At 63.7% G+C, this 17626-nt stretch carries 25 protein-coding genes; 13 read left to right on the forward strand and 12 right to left on the reverse strand.

Annotated features, from left to right (window positions below):
• Nucleotides 1–67 precede the first annotated feature (67 nt).
• The gene (locus tag ACFMBG_RS06235; protein ID WP_421053842.1) at nucleotides 68–316 is read right to left on the reverse strand and encodes a hypothetical protein; all 249 of its coding nucleotides are present in this window, start codon (nucleotides 314–316) and stop codon (nucleotides 68–70) included.
• Between the two features lie 279 nt (nucleotides 317–595).
• Between ACFMBG_RS06235 and thrS the strand changes: the two genes are divergently transcribed.
• From thrS to ACFMBG_RS06260, 5 genes are all read left to right on the forward strand, one after another.
• Entirely contained in the window at nucleotides 596–2542 is a 1947-nt protein-coding gene (gene thrS / locus ACFMBG_RS06240) for a threonine--tRNA ligase (protein WP_421053843.1), read from the forward strand.
• Nucleotides 2543–2773: 231 nt separating this feature from the next.
• Nucleotides 2774–3079, forward strand: a complete 306-nt coding sequence (locus ACFMBG_RS06245; RefSeq protein WP_421053844.1) for a BufA1 family periplasmic bufferin-type metallophore — start codon at nucleotides 2774–2776, stop codon at nucleotides 3077–3079.
• 68 nt (nucleotides 3080–3147) lie between these two features.
• Nucleotides 3148–4002, forward strand: a complete 855-nt coding sequence (gene bufB, locus ACFMBG_RS06250; RefSeq protein ID WP_421053845.1) for an MNIO family bufferin maturase — start codon at nucleotides 3148–3150, stop codon at nucleotides 4000–4002.
• Nucleotides 3999–4754, forward strand: coding sequence for an HvfC/BufC N-terminal domain-containing protein (locus tag ACFMBG_RS06255; RefSeq protein ID WP_421053846.1), 756 nt, complete (start codon nucleotides 3999–4001; stop codon nucleotides 4752–4754). Before bufB ends, ACFMBG_RS06255 begins: the two co-directional genes overlap by 4 nt.
• 4 nt (nucleotides 4755–4758) lie before the next feature.
• Nucleotides 4759–5295, forward strand: coding sequence for a DoxX family protein (locus ACFMBG_RS06260; RefSeq protein ID WP_421053847.1), 537 nt, complete (start codon nucleotides 4759–4761; stop codon nucleotides 5293–5295).
• A 72-nt stretch (nucleotides 5296–5367) separates the two neighbouring features.
• Here the strand turns inward: ACFMBG_RS06260 and ACFMBG_RS06265 are convergent, their stop codons facing one another.
• Together ACFMBG_RS06265 and ACFMBG_RS06270 are read right to left on the reverse strand one after the other, a co-directional pair.
• A complete protein-coding gene (locus ACFMBG_RS06265; protein WP_421053848.1) occupies nucleotides 5368–5736 on the reverse strand; it encodes a hypothetical protein in 369 nt (122 codons plus the stop codon).
• Nucleotides 5737–5778: 42 nt separating this feature from the next.
• Nucleotides 5779–6096, reverse strand: a complete 318-nt coding sequence (locus tag ACFMBG_RS06270; protein WP_421053849.1) for an arsenate reductase family protein — start codon at nucleotides 6094–6096, stop codon at nucleotides 5779–5781.
• Between the two features lie 189 nt (nucleotides 6097–6285).
• On the opposite strand from ACFMBG_RS06270, the gene ACFMBG_RS06275 reads away from it, so the two are divergent.
• Nucleotides 6286–6492: a cold-shock protein gene (locus ACFMBG_RS06275; RefSeq protein WP_008555379.1), complete on the forward strand. Its 207-nt coding sequence runs from the start codon at nucleotides 6286–6288 to the stop codon at nucleotides 6490–6492.
• A gap of 71 nt (nucleotides 6493–6563) precedes the next feature.
• Here ACFMBG_RS06275 and ACFMBG_RS06280 read toward each other — a convergent pair whose 3' ends face one another.
• Both ACFMBG_RS06280 and ACFMBG_RS06285 read right to left on the reverse strand, forming a co-directional pair.
• Nucleotides 6564–7043, reverse strand: a complete 480-nt coding sequence (locus ACFMBG_RS06280; RefSeq protein ID WP_421053850.1) for a dihydrofolate reductase — start codon at nucleotides 7041–7043, stop codon at nucleotides 6564–6566.
• An 18-nt stretch (nucleotides 7044–7061) separates the two neighbouring features.
• Nucleotides 7062–7895 carry a thymidylate synthase gene (locus tag ACFMBG_RS06285; RefSeq protein WP_421053851.1) on the reverse strand — a complete coding sequence of 278 codons (834 nt, stop codon included), beginning with the start codon at nucleotides 7893–7895 and terminating at the stop codon, nucleotides 7062–7064.
• A 247-nt stretch (nucleotides 7896–8142) separates the two neighbouring features.
• Here ACFMBG_RS06285 and ACFMBG_RS06290 point away from each other — a divergent pair, with 247 nt between their 5' ends.
• The 3 genes from ACFMBG_RS06290 to ACFMBG_RS06300 all read left to right on the forward strand — a co-directional run bounded on the left by ACFMBG_RS06290 (nucleotide 8143) and on the right by ACFMBG_RS06300 (nucleotide 11004).
• Complete coding sequence (locus ACFMBG_RS06290) at nucleotides 8143–9063, forward strand: thymidylate synthase (protein WP_421053852.1); 921 nt, start codon at nucleotides 8143–8145, stop codon at nucleotides 9061–9063.
• A gap of 114 nt (nucleotides 9064–9177) precedes the next feature.
• Nucleotides 9178–10500, forward strand: coding sequence for a hypothetical protein (locus ACFMBG_RS06295; protein ID WP_421053853.1), 1323 nt, complete (start codon nucleotides 9178–9180; stop codon nucleotides 10498–10500).
• 75 nt (nucleotides 10501–10575) lie between these two features.
• A complete protein-coding gene (locus ACFMBG_RS06300) occupies nucleotides 10576–11004 on the forward strand; it encodes a VOC family protein (RefSeq protein WP_421053854.1) in 429 nt (142 codons plus the stop codon).
• A 118-nt stretch (nucleotides 11005–11122) separates the two neighbouring features.
• On the opposite strand, the gene ACFMBG_RS06305 is transcribed toward ACFMBG_RS06300, so the two are convergent.
• A complete protein-coding gene (locus tag ACFMBG_RS06305) occupies nucleotides 11123–11314 on the reverse strand; it encodes a hypothetical protein (RefSeq protein ID WP_421053855.1) in 192 nt (63 codons plus the stop codon).
• A gap of 13 nt (nucleotides 11315–11327) precedes the next feature.
• The gene (locus ACFMBG_RS06310) at nucleotides 11328–11564 is read right to left on the reverse strand and encodes a YdcH family protein (RefSeq protein ID WP_421053856.1); all 237 of its coding nucleotides are present in this window, start codon (nucleotides 11562–11564) and stop codon (nucleotides 11328–11330) included.
• Nucleotides 11565–11705: 141 nt separating this feature from the next.
• Between ACFMBG_RS06310 and ACFMBG_RS06315 the strand changes: the two genes are divergently transcribed.
• A complete protein-coding gene (locus ACFMBG_RS06315) occupies nucleotides 11706–12629 on the forward strand; it encodes a hydrogen peroxide-inducible genes activator (protein WP_421053857.1) in 924 nt (307 codons plus the stop codon).
• 491 nt (nucleotides 12630–13120) lie between these two features.
• On the opposite strand, the gene ACFMBG_RS06320 is transcribed toward ACFMBG_RS06315, so the two are convergent.
• The 3 genes from ACFMBG_RS06320 to ACFMBG_RS06330 form a co-directional block, all read right to left on the reverse strand.
• On the reverse strand, nucleotides 13121–13618 hold the full coding sequence (locus tag ACFMBG_RS06320; protein WP_193748761.1) for a MarR family winged helix-turn-helix transcriptional regulator: 498 nt from the start codon (nucleotides 13616–13618) through the stop codon (nucleotides 13121–13123).
• Nucleotides 13619–13694: 76 nt separating this feature from the next.
• Entirely contained in the window at nucleotides 13695–13952 is a 258-nt protein-coding gene (locus ACFMBG_RS06325) for a succinate dehydrogenase assembly factor 2 (protein WP_421053858.1), read from the reverse strand.
• A 7-nt stretch (nucleotides 13953–13959) separates the two neighbouring features.
• The gene (locus tag ACFMBG_RS06330; protein ID WP_421053859.1) at nucleotides 13960–14376 is read right to left on the reverse strand and encodes a helix-turn-helix domain-containing protein; all 417 of its coding nucleotides are present in this window, start codon (nucleotides 14374–14376) and stop codon (nucleotides 13960–13962) included.
• Between the two features lie 96 nt (nucleotides 14377–14472).
• Between ACFMBG_RS06330 and ACFMBG_RS06335 the strand changes: the two genes are divergently transcribed.
• Together ACFMBG_RS06335 and ACFMBG_RS06340 are read left to right on the forward strand one after the other, a co-directional pair.
• Nucleotides 14473–15675: a pyridoxal phosphate-dependent aminotransferase gene (locus ACFMBG_RS06335; RefSeq protein ID WP_421053860.1), complete on the forward strand. Its 1203-nt coding sequence runs from the start codon at nucleotides 14473–14475 to the stop codon at nucleotides 15673–15675.
• Between the two features lie 13 nt (nucleotides 15676–15688).
• Nucleotides 15689–16102, forward strand: coding sequence for a hypothetical protein (locus tag ACFMBG_RS06340; protein WP_421053861.1), 414 nt, complete (start codon nucleotides 15689–15691; stop codon nucleotides 16100–16102).
• A 21-nt stretch (nucleotides 16103–16123) separates the two neighbouring features.
• On the opposite strand, the gene ACFMBG_RS06345 is transcribed toward ACFMBG_RS06340, so the two are convergent.
• Nucleotides 16124–16888 (reverse strand): hypothetical protein, encoded by a 765-nt coding sequence (locus ACFMBG_RS06345; protein ID WP_421053862.1) that lies wholly within the window; start codon nucleotides 16886–16888, stop codon nucleotides 16124–16126.
• Nucleotides 16889–16939: 51 nt separating this feature from the next.
• Here ACFMBG_RS06345 and ACFMBG_RS06350 point away from each other — a divergent pair, with 51 nt between their 5' ends.
• A complete protein-coding gene (locus ACFMBG_RS06350; protein ID WP_421053863.1) occupies nucleotides 16940–17098 on the forward strand; it encodes a hypothetical protein in 159 nt (52 codons plus the stop codon).
• A gap of 10 nt (nucleotides 17099–17108) precedes the next feature.
• On the opposite strand, the gene ACFMBG_RS06355 is transcribed toward ACFMBG_RS06350, so the two are convergent.
• Nucleotides 17109–17552 (reverse strand): nucleoside deaminase, encoded by a 444-nt coding sequence (locus ACFMBG_RS06355; RefSeq protein WP_421053864.1) that lies wholly within the window; start codon nucleotides 17550–17552, stop codon nucleotides 17109–17111.
• Nucleotides 17553–17626 lie beyond the last annotated feature (74 nt).

Genomic DNA, 17626 nt, shown 5'->3' on the forward strand with positions numbered 1-17626 from the left:
CGCGAGGGGCCGGCCCCTCGCCGGCCTGAAATTCAAGGACCAGACCGGCAAACACCAGCTGGCAGCCTCATGACAGGGCTGCCGCTGGGCTGCCGGCGGACTTCTGACTTTTCAAGCGCCCGAGCAGGTCCTGGATCCGGCCCAGTGTCTCCCCGGTCCGCACCGCCTTCTCCTGGCTCGCCCCGCCCTCGATATGCGCGCAATGCTCATAAGAGAGATGGCGCTGCGACAGGATTTCCCGGGACTGGCACAGCGCGGTTTCAATCAGGTCCACATCTTCAACCGTCAGGTCAAAGCTCGGGTTCGGGCGGGTCATCGGAACACTCCTGGTATGTCCTTAGGCTACTGATTTCGGCCACCCTGCCCCGCCCCACCGCGCATGGCAAGTTATTTTTTGTTATTTTTCAATTACTTACCAGTATACACATATGTGCAATCGCATGCACAGGCACACAACCGGATTTTCCGGCGCAATTACAATCACATGCAAAGCCGCCTTGACTTGCCCTCGTATTGGCCGCACAACGCGCGGACCAAACTCATACCCGCAACCGGGCGTTCAGTGGGCGCCAAACCGACGAGGAGCAGCCAGCCAATGGCCCAAATCTCTCTCACCTTTCCCGATGGCAATGCACGATCCTATGACGCAGGCGTAACCCCCGCGCAGGTGGCTTCCAGCATTTCCACCTCGCTGGCCAAAAAGGCCATCTCCGCCACCGTCAACGATCAGCACTGGGACCTGCAGTGGCCGATCGATGCGGACGCCACCATCGCCATCCACACCATGAAGGACGAGGTCCAGGCCAACGAGCTGATCCGCCACGACCTGGCGCATGTGATGGCGCGTGCGGTGCAGGAAATCTGGCCCGACACCAAGGTCACCATCGGCCCGGTGATCGAAAACGGCTGGTACTACGACTTCGACCGCGCGGAACCCTTCACCCCCGAAGACCTCGGCGCCATCGAAAAAAAGATGAAGGAAATCATCAACAAGCGTGATGAGGTCCGCACCGAGGTGTGGGAGCGCGACCGCGCGATCCAGCATTACACCGACAACAACGAGCCCTATAAGGTCGAGCTGATCGAAAGCATCCCGGGTGATGAGCCGCTGCGCATGTACTGGCACGGCGACTGGCAGGACCTCTGCCGCGGCCCGCACCTGCAGCACACCGGCCAGCTGCCGGGCGATGCATTCAAGCTGATGAGCATCGCAGGCGCCTACTGGCGCGGCGACAGTTCCCGCGCCATGCTGCAGCGGATCTACGGCGTTGCCTTCACCGGCAAGGAGAAGCTGAAAGCCCACCTCACCATGCTGGAAGAGGCCGCCAAGCGCGACCACCGCAAGCTGGGCCGCGAGATGGACCTGTTCCACATGCAGGAAGAGGCGCCGGGCCAGATCTTCTGGCACCCGAACGGCTGGACCGTCTACACCCAGCTGCAGGACTACATGCGCCGCCAGCAGCGCAAGGGCGGCTATGTAGAAGTGAACACCCCGCAGGTTGTTGACCGCAAGCTGTGGGAACGCTCTGGCCACTGGGACAAATACCAGGAAAACATGTTCATCGTCGAAGTGGACGAGGAGCACGCCCGCGAAAAGGCTGTGAACGCGCTAAAGCCGATGAACTGCCCCTGCCACGTGGAAATCTTCAAGCAGGGCCTCAAGTCTTACCGTGACCTGCCGCTGCGCATGGCCGAATTCGGCTCCTGCAACCGGTATGAGCCTTCGGGCGCGCTGCACGGCATCATGCGGGTGCGCGGCTTTACTCAGGACGACGCGCATATCTTCTGCTCGGAAGACCAGATCGAATCCGAAACCGCCACCTTCATCGACTTCCTGTCGACGATCTACAAGGATCTGGGCTTCGAGAAATTCTCGGTCAAGTTCTCCGACCGGCCGGACACCCGCGCCGGCTCGGATGAGGTCTGGGACAAGGCAGAGGCCGCGCTGTTGTCCGCCACCCGCGCTGCTGGCATCGAGCCGGAACTGAACCCGGGTGAAGGCGCCTTTTACGGGCCGAAGCTGGAGTTCGTTCTGACCGACGCCATCGGCCGCGACTGGCAGTGCGGCACCCATCAGGTAGACTTCGTGCTGCCGGAACGCCTGGACGCCACCTATATCGGCGCCGACGGCGCCAAGCACCGCCCGGTCATGCTGCACCGCGCGACGCTGGGCAGCTTCGAGCGCTTCATCGGCATCCTGATCGAGGAGCACGCCGGCAAGCTGCCGTTCTGGCTGGCGCCACGCCAGGTGGTGGTCGCCTCGATCACCTCGGAGGCCGACGATTACGTGCAGGAGGTTGTCGCCGAGCTGAAGAAGGCTGGCGTCCGCGCCGAGGCCGACATCCGCAACGAGAAGATCAACTACAAGGTCCGCGAGCATTCTGTGGGCAAGGTGCCGGTCATTCTCGCCGTCGGCCACCGCGAGGTGGAGGAGCGCACTGTCTCCGTACGCCGTCTCGGCGAGAAGCAGACCAAAGTCGAAAGCCTCGAAAATGTTACAAAGGCGCTGGCGGTGGAAGCCACCCCGCCGGATCTTCTGTAACAATTCCTGCCAATTTGAACGCCAGCGGCCCCCACCCGGGGGCCGTTTTGTTTCAAACCCCTCCAAAAACCCTTAAAAACATACTCTTGCGCATCCTTTCGGCCCCCGCGCGGGTCACATGCTCTGACGCGGATGTGAGACACGGCCTCGTGACTTAAAGTCCAGCGAACCTCGGGTTAGTGTTTTCCTGTCATCACGACACCGCATGTAGAACCGAAAGGAATTCACGAGATGTCGAACACCGCAAAATCCCTGGCCGTTGCAGGTGCCGTTGCCGCGGCGCTGACCGCAGCTTCCACCATCCCTGCCGCCGCCGGCACCAAGGAAAAGTGCTATGGCGTGTCGCTGGCAGGCCAGAACGACTGCGCCGCGGGTCCCGGCACCACTTGCGCAGGCACCTCGACCGTCGACTACCAGGGCAACGCCTGGACCCTGGTTGACGCAGGCACCTGCGAAGGCATGGAACTGCCGGCCACGGCAGACGGCACCGAGCGCAAGGGCTCGCTGGAGCCGCTGGAGCGTGACCTGCCGGCATAATTGCCGCTGGAATTCGGGGGCGGGAGTGCGACTTCCCGCCCCTTTTGCACCCGGACACAGGACCCGCCATGCTTGACGCCGCTGCACATGACAAGCTGCCTTCCGCCCCCGGCGTTGGCTACAAGCCGCAGCATTTTGCCCAGATCACCGCGGACCCCGGCGCTGTCAAATGGCTGGAAATCCACGCGGAAAACTATATGGGCGACGGCGGGCGGCCGCTCGCGCAGCTGCGCCATCTCTCCGAACGTTTTGCCATGTCGGTGCATGGCGTCGGCCTGTCGATCGGCGGCGAAGGGCCGCTGGACACCGACCACCTCGCCCGGCTCAAGCATCTGGTGGGCTGGCTGAATCCGGCCAGCTTCTCCGAGCATCTGGCCTGGTCCACCCACGACAGCCACTTCTACAACGACCTGCTGCCGCTGCCCTACACGGACGCCAGCCTGCAGCGGATCTGCGAGCATGTTGACCAATTGCAGGACACCATCGGGCGGCGGATGCTGCTGGAGAACCCCTCCAGCTACCTCGCCTTTGCCGAGAGCACCTGGTCCGAGCCGGAGTTCCTGGCGGAAATCTCCCGCCGCACCGGCTGCGGGCTGCTGCTGGACGTGAACAACGTCTTTGTCTCGGCCACCAATCTGGATTTCTCCCCCCAGGGCTACATCGACGCCTTCCCGCTGGACAAGGTCGGTGAAATCCACCTGGGCGGCCATGACGAGAATGAGGACGGCCACGGCCGCCCGCTCTTGATCGACAGCCACGGGCGCAAGGTTGTGGACCCGGTCTGGGCGCTGCTGGATTACACCCTCGCCAAGTCCGGCCCCAGGCCGGTGCTGATCGAATGGGATAACGACGTGCCGGACTGGCCGGTGCTGGAGGCCGAAGCCGCCCGCGCCGCAACCGCGCTGGAGCGCATCCCGGCATGAGTGTTTCGCAGGCAGACTTCACCCGCGCCATGATGGATGCGGGCCAGCCGGTGCCGGACGGGCTCACCGACCACCTCGGCGAACCCGCGGGCCGTCGCTTCAGCGTCTACCGCAACAATGTCGCGGTCTCGCTGACCGAGGCGATGCACAGCGCCTTTCCGGTGATTGCCAAGCTTCTGGGCAAGCAGAACATGGACGGGCTGGCCGGCATCTACCTGCGCCGCCACCCGCCCTCTTCACCGCTGATGATGTTCTATGGCGAGCATTTCCCGGCCTTCCTGGAGGGCATGGAGCAGCTCCGCCACCTCGGCTACCTGGGGGACGTGGCCCGGCTGGAGCTGGCCCTGCGCCGCGCCTACCACGCCGCCGATGCCGCCCCCATTGCGCCGGAAGCGCTAGGCGCCCTGCCGCCGGACACACTGCTGAACACCCGGCTGGCGCTGGCACCGGCGGTACAGGTGTTGCGCTCGCCCTGGCCCATTCACGGCATATGGCGGTACAACACCGAGGACGGCGCGCCCAAGCCTGAAGCCCAGGCCCAGGACGTGCTGATCACCCGCCCCGAATTCGACCCCATTCCCCAGGTCCTGCCGCCCGCCGGCGCGGTCTGGGCTGGCGCCCTGATGGCGGGCGCCACCATCGGCGAGGCGATGGAACAAGCCGCTGCCGAAGACGAAGCATTCGACCTGGGTGCCACGCTGGCCCTGCTGTTGCAGGGCGGCGCAGTAACCGGTCTGGACAGCAAAGGGTAAGACCATGCACGCACTAGTCTCCAAGTACTATTCCATCACCGGCAAGGCCGACGATCTGTCGGGCTTCCTGGTCCCGACCCTGGCACGGCTGGTCTTTGCGGCCGTCCTGCTGGTCTACTACTGGAACTCCGCCGGGCTGAAGATCGACGGCTCGATCTTCACGCCCTCGGCCGGCGCTTTCGGGCAGATTTTCCCCAAGGCGGCAGAGGAAGTCCTCTATGACGTCTCGCAGATGAACATCTTCCAGCGCCTGGTGATTTTTGCCGGCACCGTGGCCGAATACGTGCTGCCCGCGCTGATCCTGGTTGGCCTTCTGACCCGCCTGGCCGCGCTTGGCACCATCGGGTTCATCTGGGTGCAGACCCTCGTCGATGTCACCGGCCACGGCGTCAAGCTCGGCGGCCTGTTCGACAACAGCATCGGGCTGATCGACCAGCGCGTGATGTGGACCTTCCTGCTGCTGGTGCTGGTGATCAAGGGCGCAGGCCCGCTGTCCGTTGACGCCCTGCTGCGGCGGCTGGCCAAGCCCGCCGCAGCCTGACCCGCCCGGCCGGAAATGAAACAAGGCGCCCTGCCCCGGCAGCGGCGCCTTTTTCATGCTCCCAGTCAAGCGTCAGAAATGCGCCTTGGGCTCATCCGGCTTGCCCGCGGCAATAGCCATCAGCCCGGCGGTGGCGGCAAAGCTGATCGGGAAGATGGTGAAGACATTGAAGCCAAAGCCCGCATACATGCCCGCAGCAGACCCCAGCAGCAGCACGCCGCCCCACAGGGCACGCGCCCGCGCCATTGCCCCGCCGGCAATTGCCAGCAGCGGCGACAGCACCGCCAGCAGCCGCAGCTGCTCCACATTGTCGACCTGTTCGGCCAGCCCTTCAACCTCGCCGAAATGCTCGACCGCAGCGGTGTAGCCATAGCCGAAAAACCCTATAATCATGCCGAAAATCCCGGCAATGATCCCCAGAACAAGGGCTGCGTTGCGCATCTACAATCTCCCAAAATCTGCCGTACCGACATAGTCAGCCGGTCATGCGGCACCAAGGGCGGCCCGCACGTTCTGATCCCAACCCAGGAATAATTCCCCGTCACGGTCGATCAGCGGCCGCTTCATCAGCGCCGGATGCGCCCGCAGCAGTGCCAGCGGCTCGCCGCCCCGCTCCGCCTCGCTGAGCCCGCGCCAGGTGGTTGAGCGCGTATTGACCAGCTTGCCGCCGAATTGTGCATACGCCGCCTCCAAAAGGCCGTCCGGCAGCCCATCCGTGCGGATATCGATCAAAGCCGAATCCGGCAGCTTCTTCAATGCCTTACGGCTGGTATCGCAAGTCTTCAGCCCGTAGATTTTCATACTTCCCCCACTGCCCCGCGGCGGGGCGCATACAATTTATGGTAGAATTCACCGGTTTCTCTTGATTTTTGCCCGGCCCGTGTAAAACTCAAGGTTGTCCGCCCCGCCCTGCTGAAATTTGGCAAGGAACGGGCCGGATGCCCTGGGCGGCCCCCAAGGCAGAGTGCAAAGTAGAAGGAGACACGGGAAATGCCAAGCGGCACCGTGAAGTGGTTTAACACCACCAAGGGGTATGGGTTTATTGAACCCGATGAAGGCGGCAAGGATGTGTTTGTGCACATTTCAGCGGTGGAGCGGTCGGGCATGACCGGCCTCGCCGACAATATGAAGATCGGCTACGAACTGTCCGAAGGCCGCGACGGCCGGAAAATGGCAGCTGAACTCAAGGCGCTTTGATCAATTGATTATGCACTGCGCCCGGACTTGGGCTGGGCGCAGGCAATCGCGGGCCGGGCTTTACGCCCCCATCAGGCCCGCCGCAGGTACTCAACCATCACACAGGCCGGATCGCTCTCCCTCAGAACCGATTCACCGGCCTTGATCCATTCGTCCGGATCAAACTCCGGGAAAAAGGCGTCGGCCTCTGCTATGGCCAGATCCACCTCGGTGATCAGCAGCCGGTCCGCCATGCCCAGCATCCCGCGGTAGATCCGCTCGCCGCCAATCCCGTAGATCCGCCGGCACCCCTGCGCATAGGCCTCCTCCACCGCCGCTTCGACCGACGGCAGCACGGTCTCCGCCGCCTCAGGGTTCGCGGACACCACCAGGTTCAGCCGGTTCTTCAAGGGCTTCACCGGCAGGCTGTCCCAGGTCCTGCGGCCCATTATGATGGCGCCGCCCAGGGTTTCACGCTGAAAAGCCTTCAGATCCTCCGGCGCGTGCCAGGGGATGTCATTGTCCTTGCCAATGGCCCCGTTGCGCGCCCGCGCAGCGATCAGGGTAATCATGGATGTTTTCCTTTGAAATCAGACCGCAACCGGCGCCTTGATCGCCGGATCGGGGGCATAGTTCAGGATCTCGAAATCCTCGTACTTGAAATCGAAGATCGAGCTGACCTGCCGCTTGATGCGCAGCTGCGGCAGCGGCTTGGGTGTGCGCGACAGCTGCAGCTGCACCTGCTCCACATGGTTGGAATAGATATGCGCATCGCCCATCGTGTGCACGAAATCCCCCGCCTCATACCCGGTTACATGCGCCAGCATCGCCAGCAGCAGCGAATAGGAGGCGATGTTGAACGGCACGCCCAGGAACATGTCGGCCGAACGCTGGTACAGCTGCAGATGCATCTTGCCGCCCGCCACCCGCACCTGCCACAGCGTATGGCAGGGCGGCAGCGCCATGTCGGGCACGTCACCCGGGTTCCAGGCAGACACGATCAGGCGGCGGCTGTCGGGGCTCTTGCGGATCATCTCCACCAGATCCGCGATCTGATCGACGCTGCCGGCACGGTAAAGCGGCTCATCCCCGGTGGTGCCTTCCAGCGGTTCCAGCTTGGGGAACCGGCGCCATTGATGGCCGTAGACCGGTCCCAGATCGCCGTTCTCATCCGCCCATTCGTCCCAGATCGAGACGCCGTTTTCCTTCAGGTAGCGGATGTTGGTGTCGCCGGAGAGAAACCACAAAAGCTCATGGATGATCGAGCGCAGATGCAGCTTCTTGGTGGTCACCAGCGGAAAGCCGTCCGCCAGGCTGTAGCGCGCCTGCATCCCGAAACAGCTCAGCGTGCCGGTGCCGGTGCGGTCGCCCGACGGCACGCCATTGTCCAGAATGTGGCGTAGCTGATCCAGATACTGCTGCATGAAGCCCCCCTGGTTTTCACCCGACTATCACGCCCGGAATACCCGCTGCCTGGCCCGCCGCCAAGGGTAAAAATTACCGCGGCGCCCGCACCGCCACACAAGATATGCCACGCCCGACCCGCACCAAACCTACATACAGGTAGCGCATCCGCCACGGTTGCACCCAAATCCGCACTGTTCAATTGACTTTACCCCGCCGCCGCCCGAAGGTAGCGCAAAACGAAAAAAGATATTGAGGTAGAGGCAGATGAGGCGCTTTTGGCTAGGGATCGCGGCAGCGTCCGCGCTGTCCGCATGCGGCGGGGGCAACCCGTTCACAACCACGACGACGGACCCCGACGACCCGGATACAGGGATCACTATCGCAGCGGAATTGGCCAACGATGTCGAAAGCGTGGCCTATGATCCAGACAACCAGACCCTGACCGTCACGGGTGTTGGCTTGGATGAAACGCCCTTTACCGCAACCTATGTACGCAAGCCGGCTTTGGACCGTGGCGGGTACGAAGCTTACACCGTACAGGACAATGCCCTGACCGAGCACTCGACTGCTTACGTGCGCGAGGCCGAAGGCGGATTCGCAGCTGTCGTGGTGACCGGCGGGCAATTCGGTACTTACCAGGGCGGCACAACTTACGGACGCACTGGCGGTTTTGATGCCCCGGACACCTCCACCCCAGGCGGCATCGTCAGCTACGCAGGCACTTATGTCGGCTTGCTGAACATCGATGGGGACGGCGGCGACCTGCTGACACCGACATCAGGCACCCCCTCCGAAATCCTTCCTGGACAATCTGCGGAGGTTACCGGCGATATCTTCATCAACGCGGACTTCACTCAGGACAACGAAGTCAAAGGGCGTATCTACAACCGTCAGATCACGGACCAGCCAGGAACAACGGTAGAGGATCTCGACCTTTGGAATGCAACCATTGATTCCAATGGCGCGTTCGCTGGCGAAGTTCGGCAGGGAGTCACGACCCGCGGAGAGTACGGCGGCGTGTTTTCCGGTACGGATGCTGCAGCGGTGGCAGGTTCTGTTCATGCTACAGAACATATCGGCGCCTTCTCAGGCAACAACGTCCCGATTGAAGAATACGGCGTCTTTGTTCTCGGCTCCTGCGATGGCGCCAGCCCAGACCCGGTCTGCAACCAGCCTGACCCTTAAACCATGCGCAAGGCCGCAGCGGCACTTTTGTTGCTGGGCCTGGCAACGGCCCAGCCGCACGCTCAGGAACCACCCAGGCAACAGCTGCATCTGTCCCTCCAGCAGGGACAGGTTATGGCTGCGCATGCGCTGAACTCCGGCAATCCGCAGCTGGCCCTTCAGTTGTCACAATCCCTGCTGCAAGCAAACAGCAAGAACCACCTGGCCTGGCATCTTCAGGCCGCCGCCTATGCGCAGACCGGCCAGCCGGAAAAAGGCCGCAAGTCCGCCGCCCGCGCCTTCCGCTTTGCCCCCGACAGCGCCACCAAGTACCAGATGGCGCAGCTCGCCTCGCGGCTGGCCTTTCAGGGCGGCAGCCCGGTCCTGTCGCAGTACTGGCTGCGCCGCACGGCTGTTTATGCCCCCGACAGGAAAGCCGAAGAGCTGATCGCCAAGGACTATCAGGCACTGCGCCGCATCAGCCCCTGGTCCTTCCGGCTGAGCGGCGGTCTGAAGCCGTCAAACAACGTCAACAACGGGTCCGATGCCGCCACGCAGGAAATCGACGGGCTGTCTTCGCATGAAAACAGGTTCGGGCCTCGGGCGATTGCCCTGTCCGGCCTCATCGGCACCCTCGATGCCGGCATAGGCCGCCGCCTGCGGCAAAGCGAAACCAGCCTGACCACGCTCAGCGGGCGGCTCTATGTGCAGCGCGTGGCCCTCTCCTCCAGCGCTAAGGCAAAGGCCGCAGACCTTGCCGCCCGCACCGGGACCACGGTACCGCGGAACTCCGAATTCGGATCCACCTATGGCGAGATCACCCTCAGCCACGCCTTCGCTGCCGGCCCGGCGGAACAGGGCGGCAGCGCCCGGATCGCCCTGACGGGCGCCACCTCCTGGTACGGCGGCGAAAGAAACTACAACCTCGCGAAATTGTCCGCCGCCCGCAGCTGGGCGCTCTCCCCCCGCAGCCGCCTCACCATCGACGGCAGTGCCGAACACCGCTTGGATCCCCGCCTGACCACCTTGGAGGCCGATGTCTTCGGCCTCGGGGCGTCGCTGTCCCGCAAGCTCGAGAACGGCGACAGCCTGAGCTTCACGCTTGGCTTGCGCGACACCCAGGCAGAAAGCGTGAACTCCAGAGGACAGAGTGCGACGTTCCGCGTCGGCTATGCCTTCGGGCAGCCTGTTGGCCCTGCCACGATCAGCACCGGCCTGATTCTGGGGACCGCCAATTACCCGGATCACGTCTTCTACGACGGCACCGACTGGCAGCCGATTCCCGGCGGCCGCCAGGATCACTCCGTCTATGCCGATCTGAACCTGTTCTTCCAGGACTATGACTACGCAGGCTTTGCTCCCATGCTGCGGGTCCGGGCCGGCAAGCGCAGCTCCAACCACAGCCGCTTCGACAGCTCGGAGTTCTCCATCTCGCTGGGGATCGAGTCAAAATTCTGAGAGCGCCCCGGCGCTTTTGCTGGCCTTCGCGCGCCGCCCCGCTAAAGTCCCCGGGAGCGATAACAGGAGACCCCCATGCCCCTCAAATATCTGCACACCATGGTCCGGGTGAAGGATCTGGAGAAATCCATGGCATTCTATGAGCTGCTGGGCCTCAAGGAGACCCGCCGCTGGGAAAACCAACAGGGCCGTTTCACCCTGGTCTTCATGGCACCCCCGGGCCAGGAGGAAACCCCGCTGGAGCTGACCTACAACTGGGACGGCGACGACGGGCTGCCTAGCGACAGCCGCCATTTCGGCCATCTCGCCTATGGGGTGGACGATATCTATGCCGCCTGCCAGCACCTGATGGACAACGGCGTCACCATCAACCGGCCGCCGCGCGACGGGCATATGGCTTTTGTGCGCTCGCCCGACAATGTCTCGATCGAACTGCTGCAGAACGGTGAGTCGCTGGCCCCGGCTGAACCCTGGGCGAGCATGGAAAACACCGGCCACTGGTAACCGTCGGCAAGCCTCGGGCCTCCCGTGCCGCTGAATGGCACATCTTAAAAGAAACAGCCCTCCGGCTTGCACCGGAGGGCGTCATGCGGCGGCGCGGGATGCGCCTGTGTCCGGCCCCTCAGGCCCGGCGGGTCCGGTATCCGAACGTCAGCGTCACCCTCGCGCGCTTTTCGGCGATGAAGGGGCTGCCGCCATCGGGACCGTCATCGTCCTCTTCTTCTCCCTCATCAAGTATTGCCGCCCGCATGTCGTCCAGATCGGCGCTGTGCATAAAGCCCGCACCGCGGAGCGGATGGGTATACTGAAACATCACCGCCGCCTCCCTATGCGGATTGCTGCTGGAAGCCCGCCAGCCCGCTGCGGCGCAGCTGGCCCAGACAGCGCATGATCTCATCCTTGGTCCGCAGGCGCTGGCGCTTCAGCCCCTGCAGCATCATGCTGCACGGCGACGGGCGTTTCAGCTCCTTGGCGATTTTCGCCTTCAGCGACTGATGCTTCAGGCGCAGCTTGGCCAGCCTCACCTGCAACGAAAAAACCTTTACCCGTGGACTGTTCTTCATCAATTGCCTCCTTTTCCGGTCTCCGGCGACGCGGCACACCGCGGCCACGCTCTCTACATGGGCAGGCGTTGATTTTTGAAAAGCCAATCTTATTGTGCTTTAAGATAGGTTTTTCCAATCCTGCACCAAGGAGGGCGGCATATGCCGGAGATCACCCTGCGCCAGCTCCGCTATTTCGCCGTGCTCAGCAAAGCCCTGCAGTACCGCAATGCCGCCCGGCAGCTGGGCATCAGCCAGCCTTCCCTCAGCCTCCAGATCGCCGCCCTGGAGAAGGCGCTGGACACTAGGCTGATTGAACGGCGGCGCAGCGGCCTGATCCTGACCCCGGCGGGCCGGGACACCGCAGCCCAGGCCGATAGGATCCTGCAGGACGTGGACCGGCTCAGCCAGACCGCAGGGGCCTCCGGAAACCAGCTTGAGGGCACCCTGCGGCTGGGTTCGTCGCCGACCATCGGCCCTTACCTGCTGCCGCGGGTGCTGCGGCGGCTGCATCAGTCCTTTCCGGATCTCAAGCTGGTCATCCGCGACGCCCCGCCGCGGGAGCTGACCGAGGATCTGCTGGCGGGCCGGCACGATCTGATCCTGACCCAGCTGCCGGTGCCGCGCGATGACATCCGCCACACGTTCCTGTTCCGGGAGCCGCTGAGCCTGGCCGTGGCGCGGGACCACCGCCTGGTCGGCCGGGAACGCGTGCGGCCCGCGGACCTTGAAGGGGAGACCCTGCTCAGCCTGAACCCCTCCTACACGCTGAGCCGCCAAGTATCGCACCTCAGCGCGGCTTCAGGGGCAAACCTTCGCGAGGATTTCGAAGGCACCAGCCTCGATGCGCTCCGCCAGATGGTGTCGCTCGGCATGGGGGCGACCCTGCTGCCGGCGCTTTATGTCGAGTCGGAGGTCAAACGCGGAGAAGGCGATGTCTCGGTGGTCCCCATGCAGCCGGTGCTCTACCGGCAGGCCGGCCTCGCCTGGCGCCGAAGCAGCGGCAGCCCGCCCGCCTACCTGAAGCTTGCGGACTTCATCCGCAGCGTCGTGGAACAGGAGTTCGCCAAGCAGGTAATTCTGTGAGGTGGAGGAATGGAACCGGCTGCTGACCGCCCTGCCCCGGTCCTACCCTGCTGCCGCCAAAGGCAGCCCATCGGAGCCCTTGCGCCTGCCCGTGCTCTGCAGCTGGATCAGTTCAGCCGGCCACCTGCGCGCCAACCTCCACGCTCCGGGTGCCAGCGGCTGTATCCCCCCAGAATGAAAAAAACCGGCACAGCGCCTGAGTGGTGCTGTCCGTGCGCGGCGGTGCAACATCCCGCCTTCCGGTTTTCTGAAAAGCACAAACCAATAACAATTTCCCGCTCCAGCGGGACAAACCGCCCCAAGGCAATATCCTCACGCGGCAGCAAGGGCGGTCACTTCTGCAACCTTCAGCCGTGGCCCCGTCCGGGTCCCGGCGCTTTGCCCTTCAATACAGCCGGAGCACGGTTTCCCCTCATGCCCCGTTTTGGCCTGCCGGTGCTTTGCCGGCTTTTGCGGCCCGTTGCCCGCCGGGATGACCCCCGGCCAGCGCCTTAGTAGATATAGCGGATCTGATCCGACCAGTAGCGCTCGACGCGCTTGAGCGAGGCGGTAATATCCTCGATCCCTTCCGACGAGATCACGTTCTTGCCTTCCAGCCCTTCGGCATGGCGGGAGAACAGCGCCGACACGATATCGCGGATTTCCCGGCCGCGCTGGGTCAGCCGCACCCGTACCGAGCGGCGGTCGATCTCGCAGCGCTGGTGGTGCATATAGCCCATCTCGACCAGCTTCTTCAGGTTGTAGCTGACATTGCTGCCCTGATAATAGCCGCGGGTCTTCAGTTCCCCGGCCGTCACCTCATTGTCGCCGATGTTGAACAGCAAGAGCGCCTGAACCGCATTGATTTCCAGCACGCCGACGCGTTCAAACTCGTCCTTGATGACATCCAGCAGCAGACGGTGGAGACGCTCGACAAGCGCCAGCGCCTCCAGGTAGCCAGTCATGAAACCTTTGCGGTCCGTCTGGCCAATTGGCATTTCCATACTCATTCGCATCTCCGACTCGAATTTGCTTCTGAGACAAGATGCCAACAATTCCCGAAAAATCGGTTAAGCCGGAATTTTATTATTTTTGGTACGTTTGCGCTATGTCTGCGACCAGTGCGCGGAACCGCTCATGCGGCTCCGCCTGGCCGGTCACCCACTGGTACAGATCCTGGTCGTTTTCGTGCAGCAGCTGGTCATAAAGATCCAGCTGCGCATCGTCCATCTGCTCCAGATTCGCGGCTGCAAAGGCCGACAGCAGGATATCCATTTCCTTGATACCCCGGCGCATCGAGCGCATCTGCAGCCGCTTCAAACGGATGGTCCGGTCTTCCTGCATCGCGGCCTCAAGCAGGCTCTGAGGCCTGGCTGTCGTTGACCTGCAGCAGGGTCCGCAGCTTCTTCTCCAGCCGCGCTGCCCGCTCCGCGTTCTGGCGCATTTCGCTGCGCAGGTCGCGCAACTCGTTCAGAACGCTTGCAAAATCACCGGCTTCCAGCTCCAGCGGCGCCGGTTCCGACATGCCTTCGCCTTCGCCGGTCAGCAGCCAGGACATCGACACGTTCAGGATGCCGGCCAGCATGGTCAGCTTGTTGGCGCGCGGCTCAGCCAGGTCGCGCTCCCAGGCGCTGAGGGTGGATTTCTTGATCCCGAGCCGGCGCGCAAGCTGGCCCTGGGTCATCCCGGCAGCTTCCCGTGCGGCCGCAACGCGGTCGCCGAATGTCGCTGCGTCCGGGCCGTACCAGTCTGTAGTCTGCTCCGTCATTGCCAGTTCTCCTAATCCCATTTGAACGCGGCTTGATCGCCGTCGAGCCGCACCCTATGACAGTTGCGAGCAACATACAAACCGAGGCCGCAGACCATGTCTTTCCTGTCCGAGACCTTATCCCGTGTCAAACCGTCACCCACCATCGCGATGACGGCCAAGGCGGCCGAACTGAAGGCAGCCGGACGCGACGTCATCGGTCTCAGCGCGGGCGAGCCGGATTTCGACACCCCGCAGAACATCAAGGACGCGGCCGTTGCCGCCATTGCCGCGGGCAAGACCAAATACACCGCCCCCGACGGCATCCCGGAGCTGAAACAGGCGGTCTGCGCCAAGATGAAGCGCGACCACGGGCTCGATTACACGCCCGCCCAGGTCTCGGTCGGCACCGGCGGCAAGCAGACGCTTTACAATGCGCTGATGGCCACCCTGAACGAGGGTGACGAGGTGGTGATTCCCGCTCCCTACTGGGTGTCCTACCCCGACATGGTGCTGCTGGCCGGCGGCACGCCGGTGATTGCCGAGACCTCGATCCAGACCAGTTTCAAGCTGACCGCCGATCAGCTGGAGGCCGCGATCACCCCCAAGACCAAATGGTTCATCTTCAACTCCCCCTCCAACCCCACCGGCGCGGGCTACAGCTGGGACGAGCTGAAGGCGCTGACGGATGTGCTGATGCGCCACCCGCATGTCTGGGTGATGACCGACGACATGTATGAACACCTCGCCTATGACGGGTTCGAGTTCTGCACGCCCGCGCAGGTCGAACCGGCGCTTTATGACCGCACACTCACCTGCAACGGCGTGTCCAAGGCCTATGCGATGACCGGCTGGCGCATCGGCTATGCGGCGGGCCCGGAAAAGCTGATCGCGGCGATGCGCAAGGTGCAGTCTCAATCGACCTCCAACCCCTGTTCGGTCAGCCAGTGGGCCGCTGTGGAGGCACTGAACGGCACCCAGGACTTTCTCGCCTCCAACAACGAGATTTTCAAACGCCGCCGCGATCTGGTGGTGTCGATGCTGTCGGAAATCGACGGCGTTTCCTGCCCCACGCCCGAGGGTGCATTTTATGTTTACCCCTCCATCGCCGGTCTGATCGGCAAGACCACGCCCGCGGGCAAACGCATTGAAACGGATGAGGATTTCGCCACCGCCCTGCTGGAAGAGGCCGACGTCGCCGTGGTCTTTGGCGCCGCCTTCGGACTGTCGCCGAACTTCCGCGTCAGCTACGCCACCTCGGATGCAGCGCTGGAGGAGGCCTGCCGCCGCATCCAGACCTTCTGCGCCGCGCTCAAGTAACGGGAGACAGGGCATGAGCGCCGAACTGCCGGAGTATTATTTCCGCGTCCGCGAGAACGGCGCTTTTGTCTTCCGCGTCGACACCGAGAACCGCCAGCGGCGGATCGAGATGGACCAGATCGCCGTGGTGAACATCCGCAACGGCGAGATCAAACCGCACGGCCAGCGCCAGCTCAGCGATCAGGATATTGCCGAGATCAAGTCCTGGATGGAGGCCCGCACCGCCACCCTCGCCGCCCGCGACGTCGATGATATCCACCGCGCCATCGACCATCTGAACCTCACCGCCCATTGGGCCAACAGCCGTGCGACGGACGAGCAGCTGGAGGAGGTCACGGACGCCCTGCTGCTGGCCATGCACGACTTGCGCAGCGTGCTGGTACGCAAGAAGGCCGACCGGCTGATCAAGGCCCGGGGCGGCGAATAAGCCCCTGTTTCAGTGGCCAAATCAGCCGCAGAACAACGACCGCACCGAATATGACCGGAACCGCGCCGGCGGCCGCTGTTTGACCCGGCTGTCCAGCCCCGAAGGACGCGGGGGCAGCAGCGGGTTTCCCAGCACAAACAGACTGCGCTGCCACCGCTCCAGCGGCGTTCCGGCCCGGGGCCCGCCCAGTTCCAGCCGCCACCGCAGATGCAGTATTCCCCGTGAACGCGCATCGCCGCCCAGCCAGAACGGGCGGCTTGCCTGCAAGTGCCGAGGCAACGGCTCCGCACCCTCCACACTGGCGATCTGGCAGATGTACTGGTCCTTCACCGCCGCCTGCAGGCCGCCGCCCGGCAGATCCGGCGACAGGGTCACCAGATGCCCGGCCTTGACGCCCGCCCCGCGGATAGCAAATTCCAGCACATGCGGCAGCTCGAACTGCTGCGTTTGGTTGCCCGGCCCGAACAGCTGATCCTCGCCCTGCCAGCCCTCCCCGCTGGCAAAGCGCAGCACATAGCGCCCCGGCGGCACCAGCACCTTGAAGAAATCACCGCCCGCGATATAGGCCGCCAGCGCCGCCTCTCCGGTCTCCGCATCGCTGAGGGTGAGGTAATAATCCGCCCCCGCCGGCGTCTTGACCTGCAAGGGGAACACCGCCGGCAGCCCGGTGCGGTTCCACATCAGCCCGGCCCGCGGCGGCTCCGCCATCAATGCCACGGGCACAAGGCACAACAGCAGCACGGCCAGCAGCCGGCCAGCGCATTTTCCAGCACACCTGAAAGCCATGGCAGCCCTCCTTTCCGCCGCTTCGGCGGGGGTGCTGCCAGCCTAGCACATGTGGCGCGCAGTCAATGCAGCGGCCTGGGTGGCTTTCGCACCAGCACCACCCCGGAGCAGCCCGAAAGCGCCCCGGCCCGGTACGAGGGCTGGCACCGGGACCGCAAGCACGAGGAAAGCATCTACGATCACTACCAGGTTCCCTATTACTGGTTCTGACCGCCTTGCCCTACTCGGCAATGTCCTCCGCCCATAGCTCCGGTTTTTCGCGGATGAACCGCTGCATCAGCGCGATGCAGTCCGGGTCCTCGGCAATCACTACCTCCACCCCCCTGGAGCGCAGAAACTCCTCGTTGCCGCCAAAATTCTGCGTGTCGCCGATCACCACCCGCGGAATGCCGAATTGCACGATGGTGCCGCTGCACATCATGCAGGGCGAAAGCGAGGTATAAAGCACCGTATCGCGGTACGACTTCTGCCGCCCCGCCTTGCGCAGCGCGTCCATTTCGCCGTGGGCAATCGGGTCACCCTTCTGCACCCGCTGATTGCGCCCCTGCGCCACCACCTGGCCGTCCCGCGCCAGCACAGAGCCGATCGGGCAGCCGCCCTCGTCAAAACCCGCCTTGGCTTCCTCATAGGCAATCCGCAGCAGGCGCTTGTCGTCGTCGGTCATCATGGGAATGGGGCCTTTCGGTTGGAAATCAGGCATCTGCAGGAACCCTGCCCGCAGGACACAAGGCGGTCAAC

This window comes from Leisingera coralii, from assembly GCF_049056525.1.
Lineage (GTDB): Bacteria > Pseudomonadota > Alphaproteobacteria > Rhodobacterales > Rhodobacteraceae > Leisingera > Leisingera coralii.

What these genes read in the sequence shown, in the direction of transcription:
- ACFMBG_RS06235 (WP_421053842.1), bottom strand. Translation starts at nt 316, where the DNA reads ATGACCCGCCCGAACCCGAGCTTTGACCTGACGGTTGAAGATGTGGAC.
- thrS (WP_421053843.1), top strand. Translation starts at nt 596, where the DNA reads ATGGCCCAAATCTCTCTCACCTTTCCCGATGGCAATGCACGATCCTAT.
- ACFMBG_RS06245 (WP_421053844.1), top strand. Translation starts at nt 2,774, where the DNA reads ATGTCGAACACCGCAAAATCCCTGGCCGTTGCAGGTGCCGTTGCCGCG.
- bufB (WP_421053845.1), top strand. Translation starts at nt 3,148, where the DNA reads ATGCTTGACGCCGCTGCACATGACAAGCTGCCTTCCGCCCCCGGCGTT.
- ACFMBG_RS06255 (WP_421053846.1), top strand. Translation starts at nt 3,999, where the DNA reads ATGAGTGTTTCGCAGGCAGACTTCACCCGCGCCATGATGGATGCGGGC.
- ACFMBG_RS06260 (WP_421053847.1), top strand. Translation starts at nt 4,759, where the DNA reads ATGCACGCACTAGTCTCCAAGTACTATTCCATCACCGGCAAGGCCGAC.
- ACFMBG_RS06265 (WP_421053848.1), bottom strand. Translation starts at nt 5,736, where the DNA reads ATGCGCAACGCAGCCCTTGTTCTGGGGATCATTGCCGGGATTTTCGGC.
- ACFMBG_RS06270 (WP_421053849.1), bottom strand. Translation starts at nt 6,096, where the DNA reads ATGAAAATCTACGGGCTGAAGACTTGCGATACCAGCCGTAAGGCATTG.
- ACFMBG_RS06275 (WP_008555379.1), top strand. Translation starts at nt 6,286, where the DNA reads ATGCCAAGCGGCACCGTGAAGTGGTTTAACACCACCAAGGGGTATGGG.
- ACFMBG_RS06280 (WP_421053850.1), bottom strand. Translation starts at nt 7,043, where the DNA reads ATGATTACCCTGATCGCTGCGCGGGCGCGCAACGGGGCCATTGGCAAG.
- ACFMBG_RS06285 (WP_421053851.1), bottom strand. Translation starts at nt 7,895, where the DNA reads ATGCAGCAGTATCTGGATCAGCTACGCCACATTCTGGACAATGGCGTG.
- ACFMBG_RS06290 (WP_421053852.1), top strand. Translation starts at nt 8,143, where the DNA reads ATGAGGCGCTTTTGGCTAGGGATCGCGGCAGCGTCCGCGCTGTCCGCA.
- ACFMBG_RS06295 (WP_421053853.1), top strand. Translation starts at nt 9,178, where the DNA reads ATGGCTGCGCATGCGCTGAACTCCGGCAATCCGCAGCTGGCCCTTCAG.
- ACFMBG_RS06300 (WP_421053854.1), top strand. Translation starts at nt 10,576, where the DNA reads ATGCCCCTCAAATATCTGCACACCATGGTCCGGGTGAAGGATCTGGAG.
- ACFMBG_RS06305 (WP_421053855.1), bottom strand. Translation starts at nt 11,314, where the DNA reads ATGTTTCAGTATACCCATCCGCTCCGCGGTGCGGGCTTTATGCACAGC.
- ACFMBG_RS06310 (WP_421053856.1), bottom strand. Translation starts at nt 11,564, where the DNA reads ATGAAGAACAGTCCACGGGTAAAGGTTTTTTCGTTGCAGGTGAGGCTG.
- ACFMBG_RS06315 (WP_421053857.1), top strand. Translation starts at nt 11,706, where the DNA reads ATGCCGGAGATCACCCTGCGCCAGCTCCGCTATTTCGCCGTGCTCAGC.
- ACFMBG_RS06320 (WP_193748761.1), bottom strand. Translation starts at nt 13,618, where the DNA reads ATGAGTATGGAAATGCCAATTGGCCAGACGGACCGCAAAGGTTTCATG.
- ACFMBG_RS06325 (WP_421053858.1), bottom strand. Translation starts at nt 13,952, where the DNA reads ATGCAGGAAGACCGGACCATCCGTTTGAAGCGGCTGCAGATGCGCTCG.
- ACFMBG_RS06330 (WP_421053859.1), bottom strand. Translation starts at nt 14,376, where the DNA reads ATGACGGAGCAGACTACAGACTGGTACGGCCCGGACGCAGCGACATTC.
- ACFMBG_RS06335 (WP_421053860.1), top strand. Translation starts at nt 14,473, where the DNA reads ATGTCTTTCCTGTCCGAGACCTTATCCCGTGTCAAACCGTCACCCACC.
- ACFMBG_RS06340 (WP_421053861.1), top strand. Translation starts at nt 15,689, where the DNA reads ATGAGCGCCGAACTGCCGGAGTATTATTTCCGCGTCCGCGAGAACGGC.
- ACFMBG_RS06345 (WP_421053862.1), bottom strand. Translation starts at nt 16,888, where the DNA reads ATGGCTTTCAGGTGTGCTGGAAAATGCGCTGGCCGGCTGCTGGCCGTG.
- ACFMBG_RS06355 (WP_421053864.1), bottom strand. Translation starts at nt 17,552, where the DNA reads ATGACCGACGACGACAAGCGCCTGCTGCGGATTGCCTATGAGGAAGCC.